The 16,349-nt window shown below is 66.0% G+C and carries 15 protein-coding genes and 2 pseudogenes; 6 read left to right on the top strand and 11 right to left on the bottom strand.

All coding sequences use genetic code 11. The features are described from left to right. Window positions 1-94: 94 nt before the first annotated feature. Window positions 95-649: an RNA-guided endonuclease InsQ/TnpB family protein gene (locus OG758_RS12000; RefSeq protein ID WP_326709979.1), complete on the bottom strand. Its 555-nt coding sequence runs from the start codon at window positions 647-649 to the stop codon at window positions 95-97. Window positions 650-692: 43 nt separating this feature from the next. On the opposite strand from OG758_RS12000, the gene OG758_RS11995 reads away from it, so the two are divergent. Beyond that, window positions 693-1,873 (top strand): IS3 family transposase gene (locus OG758_RS11995; protein ID WP_326709334.1). Its coding sequence is split into 2 segments (ribosomal slippage): window positions 693-960 and window positions 960-1,873, totalling 1,182 coding nucleotides; the frame shifts between segments, so codons are not numbered across the junction. Between the two features lie 31 nt (window positions 1,874-1,904). On the opposite strand, the pseudogene OG758_RS11990 reads toward OG758_RS11995, so the two are convergent. Beyond that, window positions 1,905-2,621, bottom strand: a pseudogene (locus tag OG758_RS11990) (RNA-guided endonuclease TnpB family protein); the annotation flags it as partial. 104 nt (window positions 2,622-2,725) lie between these two features. On the opposite strand from OG758_RS11990, the gene tnpA reads away from it, so the two are divergent. Next, the gene (gene tnpA / locus OG758_RS11985) at window positions 2,726-3,157 is read left to right on the top strand and encodes an IS200/IS605 family transposase (protein WP_326709978.1); all 432 of its coding nucleotides are present in this window, start codon (window positions 2,726-2,728) and stop codon (window positions 3,155-3,157) included. Window positions 3,158-3,529: 372 nt separating this feature from the next. On the opposite strand, the gene OG758_RS11980 is transcribed toward tnpA, so the two are convergent. The 5 genes from OG758_RS11980 to OG758_RS11960 form a co-directional block, all read right to left on the bottom strand. Next, window positions 3,530-4,540, bottom strand: a complete 1,011-nt coding sequence (locus tag OG758_RS11980; protein WP_326709977.1) for a hypothetical protein — start codon at window positions 4,538-4,540, stop codon at window positions 3,530-3,532. A 515-nt stretch (window positions 4,541-5,055) separates the two neighbouring features. Beyond that, complete coding sequence (locus OG758_RS11975; protein ID WP_326709976.1) at window positions 5,056-6,213, bottom strand: FAD-dependent oxidoreductase; 1,158 nt, start codon at window positions 6,211-6,213, stop codon at window positions 5,056-5,058. Window positions 6,214-6,218: 5 nt separating this feature from the next. Beyond that, window positions 6,219-6,362, bottom strand: a complete 144-nt coding sequence (locus OG758_RS11970; RefSeq protein ID WP_326709975.1) for a hypothetical protein — start codon at window positions 6,360-6,362, stop codon at window positions 6,219-6,221. Window positions 6,363-6,364: 2 nt separating this feature from the next. After that, entirely contained in the window at window positions 6,365-7,120 is a 756-nt protein-coding gene (locus OG758_RS11965; RefSeq protein WP_326709974.1) for a transposase family protein, read from the bottom strand. Between the two features lie 259 nt (window positions 7,121-7,379). Continuing rightward, on the bottom strand, window positions 7,380-8,561 hold the full coding sequence (locus tag OG758_RS11960) for an ISAs1 family transposase (protein ID WP_326709973.1): 1,182 nt from the start codon (window positions 8,559-8,561) through the stop codon (window positions 7,380-7,382). A gap of 679 nt (window positions 8,562-9,240) precedes the next feature. On the opposite strand from OG758_RS11960, the gene ltrA reads away from it, so the two are divergent. Continuing rightward, window positions 9,241-10,485, top strand: a complete 1,245-nt coding sequence (gene ltrA, locus OG758_RS11955; protein ID WP_326709972.1) for a group II intron reverse transcriptase/maturase — start codon at window positions 9,241-9,243, stop codon at window positions 10,483-10,485. A 98-nt stretch (window positions 10,486-10,583) separates the two neighbouring features. On the opposite strand, the gene OG758_RS11950 is transcribed toward ltrA, so the two are convergent. Then, window positions 10,584-10,940: a histone-like nucleoid-structuring protein Lsr2 gene (locus OG758_RS11950; protein ID WP_116507310.1), complete on the bottom strand. Its 357-nt coding sequence runs from the start codon at window positions 10,938-10,940 to the stop codon at window positions 10,584-10,586. A gap of 678 nt (window positions 10,941-11,618) precedes the next feature. Here OG758_RS11950 and OG758_RS11945 point away from each other — a divergent pair. Then, a pseudogene (locus OG758_RS11945) lies at window positions 11,619-11,753 on the top strand (IS5/IS1182 family transposase); the annotation flags it as partial. Window positions 11,754-11,875: 122 nt separating this feature from the next. Here OG758_RS11945 and OG758_RS11940 read toward each other — a convergent pair. Continuing rightward, window positions 11,876-13,138, bottom strand: a complete 1,263-nt coding sequence (locus OG758_RS11940; protein WP_326709971.1) for a PP2C family protein-serine/threonine phosphatase — start codon at window positions 13,136-13,138, stop codon at window positions 11,876-11,878. A 661-nt stretch (window positions 13,139-13,799) separates the two neighbouring features. Between OG758_RS11940 and OG758_RS11935 the strand changes: the two genes are divergently transcribed. Next, window positions 13,800-14,012, top strand: a complete 213-nt coding sequence (locus OG758_RS11935; RefSeq protein ID WP_326709970.1) for a hypothetical protein — start codon at window positions 13,800-13,802, stop codon at window positions 14,010-14,012. Here OG758_RS11935 and OG758_RS11930 read toward each other — a convergent pair. Together OG758_RS11930 and OG758_RS11925 are read right to left on the bottom strand one after the other, a co-directional pair. Beyond that, window positions 13,997-14,599 carry a hypothetical protein gene (locus OG758_RS11930; protein ID WP_326709969.1) on the bottom strand — a complete coding sequence of 201 codons (603 nt, stop codon included), beginning with the start codon at window positions 14,597-14,599 and terminating at the stop codon, window positions 13,997-13,999. The two genes, OG758_RS11935 and OG758_RS11930, sit on opposite strands and share 16 nt — an antisense overlap. A gap of 45 nt (window positions 14,600-14,644) precedes the next feature. Then, window positions 14,645-14,941, bottom strand: a complete 297-nt coding sequence (locus OG758_RS11925; RefSeq protein ID WP_326716298.1) for a hypothetical protein — start codon at window positions 14,939-14,941, stop codon at window positions 14,645-14,647. Between OG758_RS11925 and OG758_RS11920 the strand changes: the two genes are divergently transcribed. Then, entirely contained in the window at window positions 14,829-15,797 is a 969-nt protein-coding gene (locus tag OG758_RS11920) for a transposase (protein WP_326709968.1), read from the top strand. The genes OG758_RS11925 and OG758_RS11920 overlap by 113 nt on opposite strands. Window positions 15,798-16,349: the final 552 nt, after the last annotated feature.

Below are 16,349 nucleotides of genomic sequence, written 5' to 3'. Positions count from 1 at the left end.
ACAGAGTGGCGCGGTGCTTGCGAGAGTGCGGTGGGGGCGATGCTGGTTTTGAAGTGCTCTCCTCCCTTCGCAGGCTCAGGAAGGAGATTCCTGCTTACCTTGCGGCAGCGGGCTTGACGCCACGGGTGCGCCTGACGACTGCCCTCCCGGCAGCCGGGATCGTCACGAGGCCGATCCGGTACAGGTGCAAGACGTTCCGGGCCGCGTTCCAGTCGGCATTCGCCGACCATCCGCAGGCCGGGTTCTTGCATACGAACGTGGCCTGGTCTTCGCGGCTGCCGGGCGTGATGAATCCGCACGCGGAGCAGCGCAGGGAGGTGTTCGGGGCGGGGACCTTGACCAGGGTTCCGCCGTTTCGGGCGGTTTTGTACGTCAGCAGTGTCACGGTGCGGCCCCACGCCTCTTGGCTGATGGAACGGTTCAGGCCGGACTTCTGCGCGACGTTCTTCCCCGGGTTCTCGATGGTTCCCTTGGCGGACTTGACCATGTTCGTGATCTGCAACTGCTCCACCACGACCGTGCCGTACTGCTTGGCGATGGCGGTGGTGGTCTTGTGCTGCCAGTCGGTTGCTCGGCGCGTGGCTCTTGCGCGGAGCTGCTTGATCTGGTCGTAGGTGGCGTGCGGGCGTTTCCCCTTGAGCGTGGACACCCTGATCATTGGATCGTGATGATCCATAGGACAGGAGTTCCCGTTGGGGACGTCGAAGTACTCGCCTGAGTTCCGGGCCGATGCCGTCGCGCTGTACCACTCGAGCCCGGGTGGGACATACGCGTCGGTGGCCAAGGACCTGGGCGTTAACCACGAGACGCTGCGCACGTGGGTGCGGGATGCCGGGCAGGCCGCCCGGCCCGGGGCGGTGGAGGCCACCGCGATGGAGAAGGAGAACCGGCAGCTGCGGGCGCGGGTGAAGGAACTCGAGCTCGAGCGGGAGATCCTGCGGAGGGCCGCGAAGTATTTTGCGGCCGAGACCAGCTGGTGAGCAGCCGCTTCCAGTTCGTCGAGGATCACCGTGACGCCTTCGGCGTCAAGCGGCTGTGCCGGATACTCGCGGTCTCGCGGTCCGGCTTCTACCGGTGGCTGGCTGGCGCATCGGCGCGGGCCGGCCGGGCGAGGGCGGATGCCGAGCTCGCCGAGCACATCAACCGGATCCATCAGGAATCGGACGGCACCTATGGGGTTCCGCGCGTCACCGCCGAGCTGAAGGATGCCGGCAGGCCGGTCAATCACAAGCGGGTCGAGCGCGTCATGCGCAAGTTCCACATCGTCGGGCTGCACCTGCGCAAGAAGGTCCGCACCACCATTCCCGAGCCGTCGGCGACACCGGTGCCGGACCTGCTCCAGCGGGACTTTGCTGCCCAGGTGCCGAACACCAAGTACGTGGGCGACATAACCTATCTCCCGATCGGCAACGGCCAATTTCTTTATCTGGCAACGGTGTTGGACCTGTGCTCGAAACGCCTGGCGGGCTGGTCGATCGCCGACCACATGCGGACCTCGCTGGTCACCGACGCGCTCAGGGCCGCAGCGAGGGCCCGCGGCGGGGACGGTCTGCGCGGGGCGATATTTCACAGCGACAACGGGGCGCAATATGTGTCGAAGGAGTTCGCCCAGGTCTGCTCGGAGCTGGGCGTGACCAGATCGCGCGGCGCGGTCGGCACGAGTGCGGACAACGCCGCCGCGGAGAGTCTGAACGCGACCATGAAGCGCGAGACGCTACAGGGGCGGAAGCGGTGGAACGGGGCGCGTGAGGCCCGCCTCGCGGTCTTCCGCTGGGCGACCCGCTACAACACCCGCCGACGGCACTCCCGCCTCGGCCAGATCAGCCCGATCACCTACGAGCAGCGATCAACTACGCTGGCCACCGCCGCATGACAACCGGTGTCCACGATCACGGGGAAGGCCCCTGCAGCCGGTTGGAGCTGCGCTCTTTCGGCTTGCGGAAGCTCTTGCGGTGCGCGGCGCGCTGTTCCAGGCGGAGCAGTTTGGCCTTCTCATCCGGGTTCAGCCACTTGTCCCGGTCGGCGGTGCCGTCCGGGAGTCGGGGCGGCCGGTCGTGGTCCTGGTGGTTGCCGTCGGACAGCGCAAGCGGCAGGTTCACCCCGGCGTCGATACCGACCTCGGGACCCTGGTGGGGCTCCGGCTTGGACTCAAGGGTCTGGATACGGAAGGCGATGTGCCATCCGAGCCCGTCTTTGACCAGCCGTGCCCCGGTGATCCGGTTCTCCCTGTCGGCGAGCTTGCCGACGGGGAGATCCCTGGTCCAGCGGAACCGGACACGGCCCACCTTGGGGATGTTGACCATGCCCCACCGTCGGTGCACTCGCTTGATCTGCAAGTCCCGGCCCTGCGGGATGTCCACCGACAATGCCGTGCGGAAGCGGGCCTTGAAGTTCGGCTCGTCCGCACGCCCGTCCCAGCAGTTCCGCCACGCCTGGAAGTACGTCTTGAGTACCGCCTGCGCGGCCTGCGCGGGCAGCACCGCGTACCAGTCGATCTCCTTGCGGGCCCGCCGCAACGCCTGATCCATGCGCGTCAGAGCGCGCTGACACTTCGGCGTCATCTGCCACAGGTCGTGGAGCTGATTCCACATCGCGCGCGCCGCGTGCGCCTGGTCATCCATGAGCCGGACCTGTGCAGGCGTCAGCGCCAGCCGGGCGCGGTGCCCGAACTGCCGCTTCTCCCACACGAGTTCACCCATGACAATCACCCTACTACAGTTGGCTTATGTCACCACGATGGAACCCGAATCCTGACGTACGCACCGGCCGTCACGTCGTCTACAACCTGCACGTCCACTTGGTATTCGTCACCAAGTATCGGCGTAAGGCATTCACCGACGCCATGCTGACGCGCACCGAGGAGATCATGCGCGACGTCTGCACCGACTTCGAGGCCGAACTCAAACAGTTCAACGGCGAGCAGGACCATGTGCATCTGCTCGTGCACTACCCGCCCAAGGTCCAGCTCTCCAAACTGGTCAACTCCCTCAAGGGCGTCAGCTCCCGCAGGCTCCGCCAGGAGTACAGCACGCACGTCCGCCGCTACCTGTGGGGCGGACACTTCTGGTCCGGCTCCTACTTCGCCGGATCCTGCCGCGGCGCACCGCTGACCGTCGTCAAGCAGTACATCGAGAACCAGCAGCGCCCCACCGGCTGAGGACAACACTGCGGACCCGTGCGAACGTGCAGGTCAGAGCAGCCCTGAGATGGCCTTCACCCCCGCCGTAAACGGCGGAGCACTGGCCAAGATCAAAGGTAGAGGACAAGCCAGCCGAGTATCCGACAGAAGATCATGTAGAGCAGTCGCGGAGCCACAACCGACGATCACGCCCAGCCCACAGCGTCAGCCAAAACTCCAGGTCAACGCACGCGTGGAATAGAGACATCCTTCAGGGTCGGCCCAGGGCCTGCCCGGTCCTCTTTCTGTCGGATGAGCAGGCGGAGAAGCTCATGCCCGGCCCGAAGTAGCCAGCGGTCTGTTCACACAAGGTGTGGGGCTGACGTTATGTCAGCCCCGCTTCGGTCATGTCTACGGTTGAACGCTGGTTCTGGTGGGTGCCGACTCTCTGCCCGCGTCGTCGACGTTGACGATGTAGTAGTTCGTGTATCCGGACAGGGGCTGGGGGTCGACCCAGGAGCCGGAGGGGGCGTAGGGGGTGCCGACGAGGGTCCAGGCCTGCTCGCCGGGGCTGCGGCGGTAGACGTGGTAGTAGTTCGTCATTTCCGAGTTGACGTCCCACCAGAGGTGGGCGGCGCCGTCGATGACCTGGCTTTCGACCAAGGCGGGCGTGGGGCCGACCGGCTCGGGCCGGGTCACGGTCACGGTTTCGGTGTACGCGGAGGCGTTCCCCGCGGCGTCGACGGCCCGGACGCGGTACGAGACGGAGACGCCCGTGGGGGCCGACAGGTCCGTGTGGGCCGTAAAGGACGTGGTGGTGGCCCCCTCGTCCGGATACGGCCGTGTATCGGGATCCGACGAGATCTCGAAGTGGTCCCAGTCACCCGGGGGAGCTGTCCACCGCAGGGTGTTCCCCGCGGTCGTGCCTTGCGCGGTGAGACTCGTCGGTGCTTCGGGCGCGGTCGCGTCGGCCGTGCTCACGTACACGGCTGCGCTGTCGGACGACTCATGGCCGGCCCGGTCGACGGCACGTACCCAATAGGCGTAGGTGGCGCCGTCGGCGGGCGGGTGATCCGTGAAGGAGGTCGCAGTCAGTGGTGCGTCACCGCTGATGACTTCCGCAGGGGGTGCCCCTTCGCCTGCCGGCCGGCGGAAGACGCGGTAACCGGTAACGTTTTTCCGGGCATTGCCGGACCAGGTGATCGTGGCAGTGAAGGAGTCCAGTTCGTACGTGACATCCGTGCCGGTGGGGGCCGAAGGGCCGGCAGCAACAGCGACGGAGCTGGGGGCCGCGTGGGCGTCAGCCGCGCCCGTCAGTCCGAGGCCCGGGGTGAGGGTGGCGGCGACGGCAGCGGTGACCGCGGCGATACGTAAGCGTCTGGGACGGCTTCGGCGGGGCGACGGAACAGCGGAATCGATCACGGCTGGCGGCCCTTTCCATGAGGACGGGGGGTGCAGGCGTGGGGGATGGGAGCGATGTGGAGCAACGGCAATGTAGCTGCAACTCGTCGCTGTGTCAGGGAAGTTAGGGGCCGATTCGACCTGTGGCGGGAGGGGGTCGGGAGATTGGCGTGTATCTGTCGCCCGGCCCGTGCGTCGTCCGGGTCCGGGGCTACGCCGACCTAGCGCCCCAACGACTGCCACACCGCGAGCGCGAGTGCTGTACGAGAGGGTCTCGGCGTCCTTGGCGCAGGCATTCGTCAGGGTCAGGCAGGCGAGGCGCAGGAGCATGAGTGATCATCATGCCGTGCGGACTCGAAGAGGTCACGATGGGTGTTGACCTGGGTGGACGCAATTTTCGGTACGCGCAGAGCGGTGAATGACGGCAGCAACGGGGCGACCAGCTCCCAGAGTTCTTCGGGAACCAGACGCTTCGACAGATCAGCATCCGCGACCGGCATCATGTCGCACGGCGCTAAGCCACGTGAGACACACTCTTAAAGTGATGGTGGGTGGGCGGTTACAGAGCGGGTCGGATGCTCGGCGTTGAGGATAAATGCCGTGCTGTCGTTCTTCGGTGGCAGGCCGAGGACCGCTCGGGCGGCGAGCTCGCCAAAGACCGGTGCGTTCTTGAAACCCTTGCCGGAGAAACCGGCGCAGACGAAGACCGAGGGCATGCTCGGGTGTTCGCGCATGAACTCGATGCGTGAATGCGTGTAGGCCGCGAAGTAGGCCTGGGCACGCATCGGGTAGTCCTCCAGTATCGGGAAGAGGTCCCGTGCGACGGCGCGGATGGGCTCTAGGTCCTCGTCGGTGATGCGCAGCGGCGCGGTGTCCGGGGACTCGACGGGCAGGTGGTCGCGGAATCCGACGCCGAGCTTCATGGCCAGGCCGTCCGCGGTCGGCAGCCCGTACGAGTAGTCGGGTTCCGTACGCAGGTAAGGGAGCATGCCGTCGAGCGTGCTGCCGGCTTTGGGTAGGTACCACGATGAGATGAGGCGCCGCGTCGCGAGGTACGGGGCCATGTCCGGCAAGAGGGTGGCGGTCCAAGCACCCGCCGCGACGACGACTCGGTCGTAGTGTTCCGTACCGTCGCCGGTCACGATGTCGACCTGGCTGCCGACTTGGTTGATGGCCGTGACACGGCATTCGCGCAGGATCCGTGCGCCGCGTGCGACGGCCGCGTCCGCGGCGGTACGTACGGTGCGTTCGGGGAAGATGATGCCAGCGCCCTTGTCGAGGATCGCTATCTCGTCCTCGTGCAGCCGGTATTGCGGGAAACGCAGCTGTGTTTCCTCGCGACTGAGCACCTCGGCGCGGCTGCCGAGAAGGGCTGCGCTCTTGAGTGCGGTGTGCGTCGCGGGGCTGGCGGTGCTGCCGATGGCGAGGGCGCCGGTCAGGTTGCGCAGCGTGTGTCCGGATTCCTCTTCGAGCTCGCGCCAGATGAGGTCGGCCCGGTCGGTGATGGCCAGGTACTCCAGGTGTTCTACGTCGATGTGGCGGAACAGCCTGGTTTCGCCGCCGGCGGCTCCGCGTGAGTGTCCCGGGCTGAAGAGTTCGTATCCGGTCACGTCGGCACCGTGCTTGGCAAGTTGCCAGAGCGTCTGTGCTCCGATGGTTCCCGTTCCGATCACGGCGATGCGAGGAGTGGGCATGGGGGTCAGACCTCGATTCCGGCGTACAGGCTGCGGTGGATGGGCCTGCGAAACGCGTACAGGGACAGGCCCGCAGTGATTGCTCCGAGCGCGAGGGTCAGGAAGTAGGTGTTGTTCGAGACGGCGATGAAGTACTGAGCCTTTTCCAACCTCACGTTGATGCGTGGTGAAGGACGAGGACGGCCTTCACGAAGTTGGTGATGCGGTTCGTGCTGCACCGGAGTTTCCGTAGGAGGCGCCAGCCCTTGAGGGTGGCCATGGCCTGCTCGCCGAGGCAGCGGATCTTGGCGTGTGTGCTGTTGTGCCGGCGCTGCCACCGCTTGAGGCGACGGCCGCGGAAGGGTACCCGGATCGAGCCACCGGCGCCCTGATACGCCTTGTCGGCCCAGCACTTGAGGCCCGCCGTAGAAAGTGCGTCGACGATGCGGTGGGTGCGGGCGGCGGTCAGGTCGTGGGTGGAACCGGGCAGCGCTGGCGAGGCCCACAAAAGCCGTCTGAAGGGATCGGTGAGGACCTGGACGTTCATGCCGTGGCGTTTGTGTTTCCCGGAGTAGTACGGGGTGTCGGCGGCGATCCGGTCGATCGGCAGCAGCGTCCCGTCGAGGATCACGAAGGCCAGGCGGCTCGCGGTCCGCATCGCCTCGGCCAGGCTGGGAGCCAGCGCGGCCAGGACCTCTATCGCCTCGCGGACGTAGCGGTAGACCGTCGCGATCCCGATGCCGAACGCGGCGGCGAGCTGGGCATAGGTGTCGCCGCATCGCAGATGAGCCAGGACCAGCAGAGCCTGACGGCCCGGCGTGACGCGGCGCCACCGGGTGCCGATCTCGCGACGGCGAACCGTGAGATGCCCAGCGAGGTGGCGCAGGTGGGCACTGGACAGATCGATCGCCGATGGATAGACAAGCACACAAAGCTCCTGGTCGGCACGGGTGATCTTGGTCGTGAACCCGTCTACCAGGAGCTTCATCGGTTCGTACAGGCCGCCAACCTCCAGGCAACGCCGTCAGGTTGGAAAGGGCTGTGTGCCACGAACAAGAGGAGGGGCTCAATGTAGGAGAGCCGCTGCGATTGATGCTGTGCAGGAGATGAAGGATTTGGCCCTTCGGAGCCGCCCTGCGGGGGGGGGGGGGCAGGGCCATTGCATGATTGCGATCTGTCCGGGTTGGTCATGTGAGGCCGAGGGCTGACAGCGGGCGGTGGTAGTCGCGGCTGGTGTGGCGGAGGGCGGCGGCGATGTTGGTCTCGCCGTTCTGGCGGAAGAGGCTGACGGCGAGGTTGCGCAGGCCGGCCATGGTGCGGGGCAGGTGGCCGGTGCGGACCTTGGAGTCGTCCTCGCGGAAGGTGCGGTCACGGACGTGGTGCAGGAGGTTCTCGATGCCCCAGTGGCCTCTGATCCAGGCGGCGAGCTGGGCCGGGGTGGCGTCGTGGATGTCCAGGCTGGTGATCACGTAGACCCGCTCGATGGTGAGCTTGCCGGTACTCAATTCCCTTCGCCATCGGACGACTTGGATGGCCTGGCGGGCGCCGGGATAGTCGAGGTGGCGGAAGGCTGCGACCTTGAGCCGGCGGATCTCCACGCGGTGGTGGGCCTTGTCGCGGGTGCGGTGCTCCAGCGGGATGTCGGCCCACGGCAGCTTCCTGACCTGCGCATACAGACCGGGATGGTTCTTCTTGACGACGGCCAGGTAGTGGGCGCCGCGCGTGCGGAGGTAAGTGCCGTGGGCGTGCTGGGTGTGCAGGGCGTCTGTGGTCAGCACGGTGTTCTCCAGATCGATGGTGTCCAACAGGGGCTGGAAGGAGGGGATCTCGTTGCTCTTGGAGGTGATCTGCCGCTGGGCCAGGACCACGCCGTGGTGGTCCATCGCGGCAAGCAGCTGGATCGCGGTGGCCGTGGTGGTGCGGGAGCCGCGCACGGTCTTGCCGTCGACCGCGATCGCCCGCAACGACGGTTTCGGCGGCGGCTCGGACAGCTGTGACGATGGCGTTCGGGCCTTCAGGTATGCGCCGATGGCCGCGTCGAGGGCATCGCCGTCGACGCGTTGGAGCAGGCGGCGGACCGTGGCCGCGTGCGGCACCGGCCGGATGCCGGTGAGCGGGTCGGCCGGGAAGCCGAGGAGCCTCAGGGCGGACTGCGGGGCGTCTGTTATCCATTCGCCGATCGCGACGAGGGAGCGGGCGCCGGCCAGGACTGCGGCGGCGGCCGCACAAAGCAGCGGGAGCATGGGATAGCGCCGTCCTCGCAGGCCGCGTGGATCGGGCACCCAGATCAGGAAGCGACGCAGGTCGGCGGCGTCCTGCTGGGTGACGCGGAGGTTCGGGAGGGCGAGTTGGTCCAGCCTGGCGGGCATGGGAGATGATGTTCGGGCAGGCACGGTCTCGCTCGGTTCTCATGGGTCTCGACAACCACATGATCACCAGCGCCGTGCCTGTACTGCTTCCCGGGAACATCCCACCTGGTACCGGAACATGACGTCACGTCACACGCGAGACCGGCGAACCGGACCGATCGCGAACACGCAATGCCCCTGGGGGGGGGGGAGGCTCCAAACCGCCACATGCTGCGGAAGCGGTGATGCGACCGTGGTGAGCGATGTGGAAAAGGCACTCTTTGAAGTGTCAGGTGGGGATCAGGAAGACGAGCGCGAGCGAATCACTGAGGACGTGTCGTTATCCAACTCAAGTGGCATCAAAACCGGGGCGATGGCTTTTGCTCCGGGAGGAGTCTGGCGGGTTCCCGTTTATTGGCCAGGCGGTGTCCGGCATGGAGGTGACGTGAGCCTGATCTGCTGCTCCTGTACGGAACGTGGGAAGACATGCCCCGACACTGCAGCCCGGTGCGGGTGCGAGAGGGAGTATTCCAAGCGGTGACCACCGTGAGGAACCGAGTACCGTCGCGGGGCATGTCGGCGGACCGGCCCGTAGTAGTGCCGAAGCCCCTGTAATGGGAGTGGAGCGAAGGGGCCGGGTCACTCGTGACTGTGGGAGTTTGACCAACCGGAGGTCCTCCGGGAGGAGTCGAGGGACCAGTTGAAGTCGCCGGAGAAGTCGTTTGATATTTCGAAATGGGAAGTCTGGGAGGCATTCCAGGAGATAAAGAGGAATCAGGGCGCGCCGGGAGTGGATGGGCAGTCCATCGCTGACTTCGAATCAGATCTTCGGGGCAACCTGTACAAGGTCTGGAATCGGATGTCGTCAGGGTCTTACTTTCCCCCTCCGGTGCGAGCGGTGGAGATCCCGAAGCAGCATGGTCGCGGCACAAGAATGCTAGGTATTCCCACTGTCGCCGATCGCGTTGCTCAGACCGCGGTGGCCAGGCACCTCGGAGTCCGGGTGGAGCCTGCGTTCCACCAGGATTCCTATGGATACCGGCCACGTCGGTCGGCCCTGGATGCGGTGGAACGCTGCCGGGAACGGTGCTGGAGGAAAGACTGGGTGATCGATCTCGACATTCAGAAATTCTTCGACAGCGTCCGGTGGGACCTCATCGTCAAGGCCGTGGAGGCTCACACCGATGCCGTCTGGGTGATTTTGTATGTCAAGCGGTGGCTCCAGGCGCCGCTTCAACTGCCCGACGGCACCTTGCAGAAGCGGAACCGGGGGACCCCACAGGGGTCTGCCGTTTCGCCCGTGCTGGCGAACCTGTTCATGCACTACGCGTTCGACCTGTGGCTGGCCCGGGCCTTCCGGGATGTCCAGTTCGAACGGTATGCCGACGACGCGGTCGTGCACTGCGTCAGCGAGCGCCAGGCCCAGCAGGTCCTGACGGCGCTCGGGAACAGGATGGAAGAGGTCGGGCTGCGGCTGCACCCCGACAAAACCAAGATCGTGTACTGCAAGGACGGAAACCGGCCCGGTGCCTACGAGCACACGTCGTTCACCTTCCTCGGGTTCACGTTCCAGGCCCGCAGGGCGCGGAACAGGAGAGGGAAGAATTTCACCAACTTCCTGCCCGCGATCAGCAAGGAGGCCCTGAAGAAGATCAGTGGGGAGGTCCGCTCCTGGCGGATCCACCTGCGGATCGGCCTCACCTTCGCCGAACTGGCCCGCAAGATCAACCCGATCGTCCGCGGGTGGATGCAGTACTACGGAGCGTTCTACCGCTCTGAACTGCTACCCCTTCTGCGGCGCATCAGCGCCTACCTGATGCGCTGGATCCGCAAGAAGTACAAGCGATTTCGGTCGTTCAAAGCAGCCCACAAGTGCTGGCAGCGCATCACCAGCCGGCACCCCAGGCTCTTCGCCCACTGGGCTTGGACACCGTGTTTCTGGTGATCAGAGTGACAAGAGCGGAGTGACGGGAGACTGTCACGCTCCGTTCTGTGGGAGCCCGGGGGTGAGATCCCCCCGGGCGACCCGACCAATGTCAGAGATTAATCATTGGCCTTTTCGTATGCTTCCTTAACGGAAGCGGGAACTCGACCCCGGTCATTCACCTCAAGGCCGTTTTCCTTGGCCCAAGCCCGAATCTGGGCCGTGTCCGAGTGGGCGGAGGGTCCTACCGCTCGACGCTTACCCCTCGTGCCGGCAGTGGTGACGCTGCCACGTACTCGACGGGCCCCCTCAGCGCTCAAGTAGGGGTGCAGAACTTCCAACAGGCGATCGTGGTTCTCCGTGGAGAGGTCAATCTCGACCCCAGCCCCGTCGATGAGGATGGTGTGGGTACCGATCTCTTCGGATTCTTCACCTGTGAGGTCGTCCGTATAAGTGATTACTTCTCGCTGAGCCATGCGCTGATTGTAGGGCTAGGGCCTGCGCCGCCCCTCTTCACTCAGAACAGGGGCGGCCCTCGGGCTCAGCTTCGGCAGAATGGAGGTGTCAAGCCATGGTTCGCACTTTCATGGCTACCCTGACCGGATCATCGCTCACTTCTTTGATTTCACCGGCCGCTAGGCGACCTTTGGTTTTGTCCGTGTGATGCGGGTGATCGTGACGGTAACAGCGACGGTGTCCGCCGTGCCGTGCGTCGTGACCAGGGGGGTGAGGGACGCGCGGGTCCGGTCGTGGACGGTGCGGGCGACGTCTATGGCTCGGTGTCCCTCGGCCAGGACGCAGCGCACCACCTCCACTTGCCAGCCGGAGCCGTCTGGGTCATGGACGACACGGATGCCCGACAGCGGCGAGGCGAACCTGCTGGCTGCCGCGCCTGCAGTTGCGCGTCAGGCGGCTCGGGCGAGACGGCTCGCGAGGGTGGGCTGCAGGGCGAGGACCCCGCTGACCGCGAGGGCGGCCTCAGCGGCGGTCTGGCGAATGTCGGCAGGGTGACATGCGGTCATGGGGTGCCGCCCGGTCCACTGCGGGTGGTGTCTGCGCGGTTCGGCGATACGGGTGGTGCGTCGATGACCGTGACGTCCACTGCTGTCACCCTCAGGCCCAGGGCATGGTCCGCGGCATCTACTACCGAGCGGCGCACCATGTCCTTGCTGACCGGCTACCGCCGCCTCAACCATCGCTACGAGCGGGAACCCGGCAACTACCTGGCCTTTCTCGGTCTGGCAGCCGCGCTCTGCTGCTACAAACGGCTCCTCAAACTGACCATGTAGGACACGGTCTTAGGACGGCTTGGGACGGCTTTTCAGAGGCGGGGTGGCCGCGCCGCGCACACAAGCAAGAGGAGCACGTCGGGCGGGGGTGCTCTTCTTGCTTCACCCAGGGCGCTGATTGATCACGAACTCGATACGTTCTCCAGGTGCGCGGCCTGGGCGGAGGGCTGGGTGTCTGTTCCCAGCCACTCGCAGAACAGGATGGTGGCGTCGTCCTGGAGCTGTCCGTTGTGGTGGTCCAAGACGGCGTGGACGACGCGGCGAAGGGACTCGGGAACGGGTAGCCCGTCGGCGTGGCACCGGATGAGGAGTTCCACGAACCGGGCGAGGCCGAATTCCGGACCTCCCGCTCGTCGTGCTTCGGTGATGCCATCGGTGTACAGCACGACCCGGTCGCCGGGTTCCAGCTGTTCGCGGCACGGATGCACAGGCAGGCCGAGATCGATGCCCATGGGGAGGGCCGGCTCGCACCGCAGCGGACTGTTCCAGCGGCCGGCCCGGATGATCAGGGGCAGGTGGTGGCCGCGGTTGACGAAAGTGAGCAGACCGGTGGCGGCGTTCAACTCTGCGAGGATGCCGGTGGCGTAGCGCTGGTGGTGGAACTGCTCGATCAGGTCGGCCTCGATCCGTTCGCTGGTCTCGACCAGATCGCATTCCTGGCGTCGGGAGTTGCGGCAGGTGGCGATGGCCAGGTTCGCAGTAAGCCCTGCCGCGGTGTCGTGGCCCATGGCGTCGAAGATCGACAGATGGACGCGGGTTCCGGCCGTCGCGTAGTCGTAGGCGTCGCCACTGACTTTGTAAGCGGGCTCCAGTGCTGCCGCGATGACAACCCGGCCGTCGGCATAGGTGCGCGGCGGCATGAGATTCCACTGCATCTCCGCGCCGACGGCCATGGGCGCGGTCCGCGCGAGCCGGGCGTAGGAGTCGCTGCGGTCCCGCTTGCTCGCGACGACCAGGGCGGTGAGTGCGGCCAAGGCATCGGCGTCCTCGCGCACCATATCGTCCTCACGAGAGGTGCAGACCTTCATCACCCCGAGGCGTTCCATGCCGTTCAGCATCGGGACCCACCAGGCGCAGACATCATCGTCATTTACAGGTCCCGCAGGGAGAATCTCCCCAGTCTGGTAGGTACGTCCCGCCAAGGTGCCGTCGATCCGCAACTCCGCCGGGTCGTCCCCGGGATCCTGGCCGGCATCCGGTCCTTTGCCGGTGAGCAGCCGCAGGCACCGCAGCTCCAGGTCCGACAGGTACACGAGCACAGTCGGGAATCCGGCGGGAGCGGCGCATCGGTCCAAGGACTCGGGCAACGACTCCAGGGGCACGAGGTGGCTGGCCTCCAGCAGGTCGACCAGCATTCGACGTACCGGGCCGTCCCACGTTGTCATCCGGGCACCCCCGATCCTGGGCACACACGCCCCCCGTTGGCTCCAGTCTTGCGGCCGAAGCCGCTCCACGCACCTCCGAGCAATTCGGAGGCGCCCCGTGCCGGTCGGCGTCTCGCCTCGACTCGCGGGCGGTACCCCGGAACGCCCGTGACGGCCCTGACGCGTCAGGTGCTGGACGGAAGAGACCACCCGGCCTCGCGAGGCGGTGGTCTCTTCCGTCTCCCGGCGGAGGAGCCAGCGTCCGCAGCCCCGATCCACTAAGAGCTGCCTTGACCTGCGGAGACCTGCTCTTAGTAGCGGTGCGTGACTGGACGCTGGCGGACGCTAAACAAATTGTTTAGCGTCCACATCGAAAGTGCAGGTCAGAGGGGACGAGAGAAGTCCGGCGGACGCTGCGGACGCTCTTTTCCCTTAACTCTCTTTAGTTGTCGAGTGGCCTACTGGCAGCCGTGCCCCATCGGGTAGTGACCGGCGCACCTCTCGCAATACACCGTGATGTGTTGTCCGTCGTCGTCAGCCATACGTAGCTAGGCGTCCTGGACTGAGAGAGGCCCGCCCGGCCCGAAGGACGGAAGGGAGGCCGGGCGGGGCTCTGCGGAATCCTCCGAGGCCGACACCCGTACCGCATGCACGCACCGGCCATTCGGGTGACCATGGACGTATGGCGATGGCGCCGATAGTCGTGCACCCGCCGCTCGGCACGGGCGGCCGGCGGGTGACCGCGGGCGGACAGATCCTCGGTCTCGCCTACTCGGATGGGGACGTGATCGAGTTCCTGCGCCGCGCGGGCCTGCCGGACGCGGAGGACCTGCTGGAGGATCCGTCGTGGGTGAAGTGGCACGGCGGCCGGGCGCACCACTATGAGGCAGCTTGAGTGGGCACTGTCCTGTCCTCACTTCCAGGGGAACGGGGCGCAGGTTCGGGGAGCACGTCGAAATTCATTTCGCGATACTCCGAGGTCACCTTCGAGATGGCGCCCGTCAGCACGTAGATCAGACCAGAACTCGTGACAACGAGGACGTAGATGGCCAGCCATTGGGCGGGCCCGTGCCCATCGATGCCTGCCCACAGGAACGTAAGAATGAGCGCTGCCGTCATCAGGCAGCACAGCGCTGCCCAAATGAGATTCGCCCAGCCCATTGCGGTTGTCTGGGCGTTGACCATCCGTTCCGCCAATGGGTCGGCCCTTGCAGCTAGCTGCCTATCGTTGGCCAACTCGATCAACGAGCGGGTGCTCTTGGCAAGCGTGTGTAGTTCGACGAAACCGATAACCAGGATGACGGCGATCGCTGCCGAGGTCATCGCGGCGAAGTCGTCTGTCATGGCCAAGTCGTAGCCAGCGGTGAGAAAGAGAGCCGTCGCCATAGCTCCGAGCGATCCGAAGGCTCCGCCCAGTTCGACTGTGAGCCTCCGGGATCGCTGCCAGGCCTTCCAGTACTCATGCTCAGACAGCTCGGTCATGGCGGCATGGTGCCATAGCGGCAACCCCGCCGACAGGAGAAGTGGCTAGCTGCCTATGCCGCCTGCCGACGCGAGCGACGGCACCCGGGCCGCGAGATTCGACAGGAGGTAGTCCGCGAACGCCTTGTCGGTCTTGCCGTCTTCGAGGGCTGCGGACAGCAGGAGCACAAACTCGTGCGCCTCGGTGAAGGTGAGCACGGGGAGCCGCTCGGCCGGCGAGTCTTCGACGGTGTCGTCGTCGAGGTTTGTGAGGGACCACGGACTCGCCGACAGCGGGTCACGTGCTGGGAGGCGTGCGGGAGCTCGCGCGCGCAGAGCCCAGACGGTGTGCTGGCGCGGCAAGGAGGATCTGCCTGCGGGGAGGGCGCTGATCGCCTCGCCGTACGACGCTGAGGCTCGGTATTCACAAAAGCGCGGCTCGCCGTGGACCGGCTACAAGGTCCACCTGAGCGAGGATTGCAGCGGCGCCGGGCAGCCGCACCTCATCACCCACGTGGTGACGACTGATGCCACCTCGAACGACGCTACCGTCGTCGATGCGGTGCACGACGCGCTCACTGCCAAAGGGCTCAAGCCCGCTGAACATCTTCTGGACTCGGGGTACTCCTCCGCCGAACTCCTGCTGACCGCTCCTGCCGATCGCGACATCTCCGTGATCGCGCCGGTCCGGCCGAACAGCACCCCGCAGCAGGTCCGGGCCGCCGGGTTCGGCAGGTCTGCCTTCACCATCGACTGGCAGGACAAGAAGGCCATCTGCCCGTCCGGCCAGGACAGTCGCTACTGGACTGCCGGCCTCGACAACAACGGCCGCGATGCGATCAGGATCCGCTTCGCGACCACGACCTGCGCTCCCTGTCCTGTTCGCGACCAGTGCACCCGCTCTACCCAGTACGGCCGACAGCTCACCGTCCGGCCCCAGGAACAGGACGCGCTACTTGAACGCGTCCGCATCGAGCAGACCACCGAAGCATGGAAGGAACGCTACGCGGCCAGGGCCGGGATCGAGGGAACCATCCACCAGGTCGTCGCCGTCAGCGGCATGCGCCGCACCCGCTACCGCGGCCTGGCCAAGACACACCTGGGCCACGTCCTGGCGGCCACTGCCGTCAACCTGATCCGGCTCGACGCCTGGTGGAACGACACACCCCTCGCTCGCGCCAGAACATCCCGACTCGCAGCCCTCGATCTCGCGGCATGAACGAATTGGGCAACAGAGTCTCTTGAGCGAGCTGCAGGATCAGCTTCTTGAGCGCCGTCCTGGTCGGTGGGCGTCCTGTGTGGGTGCGGCGGGCGCTGTAGTCCCATTCGCTGCGATGAACCTGAGATGCCAGGCCGGCAGCGTGCCAGGCGTGACCGGGAAGATCTCGCGCCAGCGGCGACGGAGTATCAGGTTGGAGAGGGCGGCCAGCCAGAACCGGTCCGCGGGCTCGTAGCGGACCGGGCCGGCGATCTGACGGCGTAGCACCGCATTCTCATGTGGAGGACAAGTAACTCGGCGGCCTTGGTGCTGTCGCGACTCAACAGCACCCCGGGGACGGACAGCAGCTTGCGGGCGACTTTGTACAGCAGTGAGACGATCACGCCGGCATGGTTCCAGTACAGGCCGCGCGATGGTCGCGACCTGCAGCGATGACTTTACGAGCCCCACAGGTGACGATCGACAGCAGCATCGAAGGATCACCCCAGGCGCCGCGGAGGCTGTTGCCGCGCGCGGAGAAGCAGCAGGCCAGACCCCGAATCGTATTTCCGA

Origin of the sequence: Streptomyces sp. NBC_01474 (assembly GCF_035918215.1) — a bacterium.
Taxonomy (GTDB): Bacteria; Actinomycetota; Actinomycetes; order Streptomycetales; family Streptomycetaceae; genus Streptomyces; species Streptomyces aureus.
Note: the sequence above shows the minus strand (reverse complement) of the source record. Positions and strands in the feature narration are given on the sequence as shown.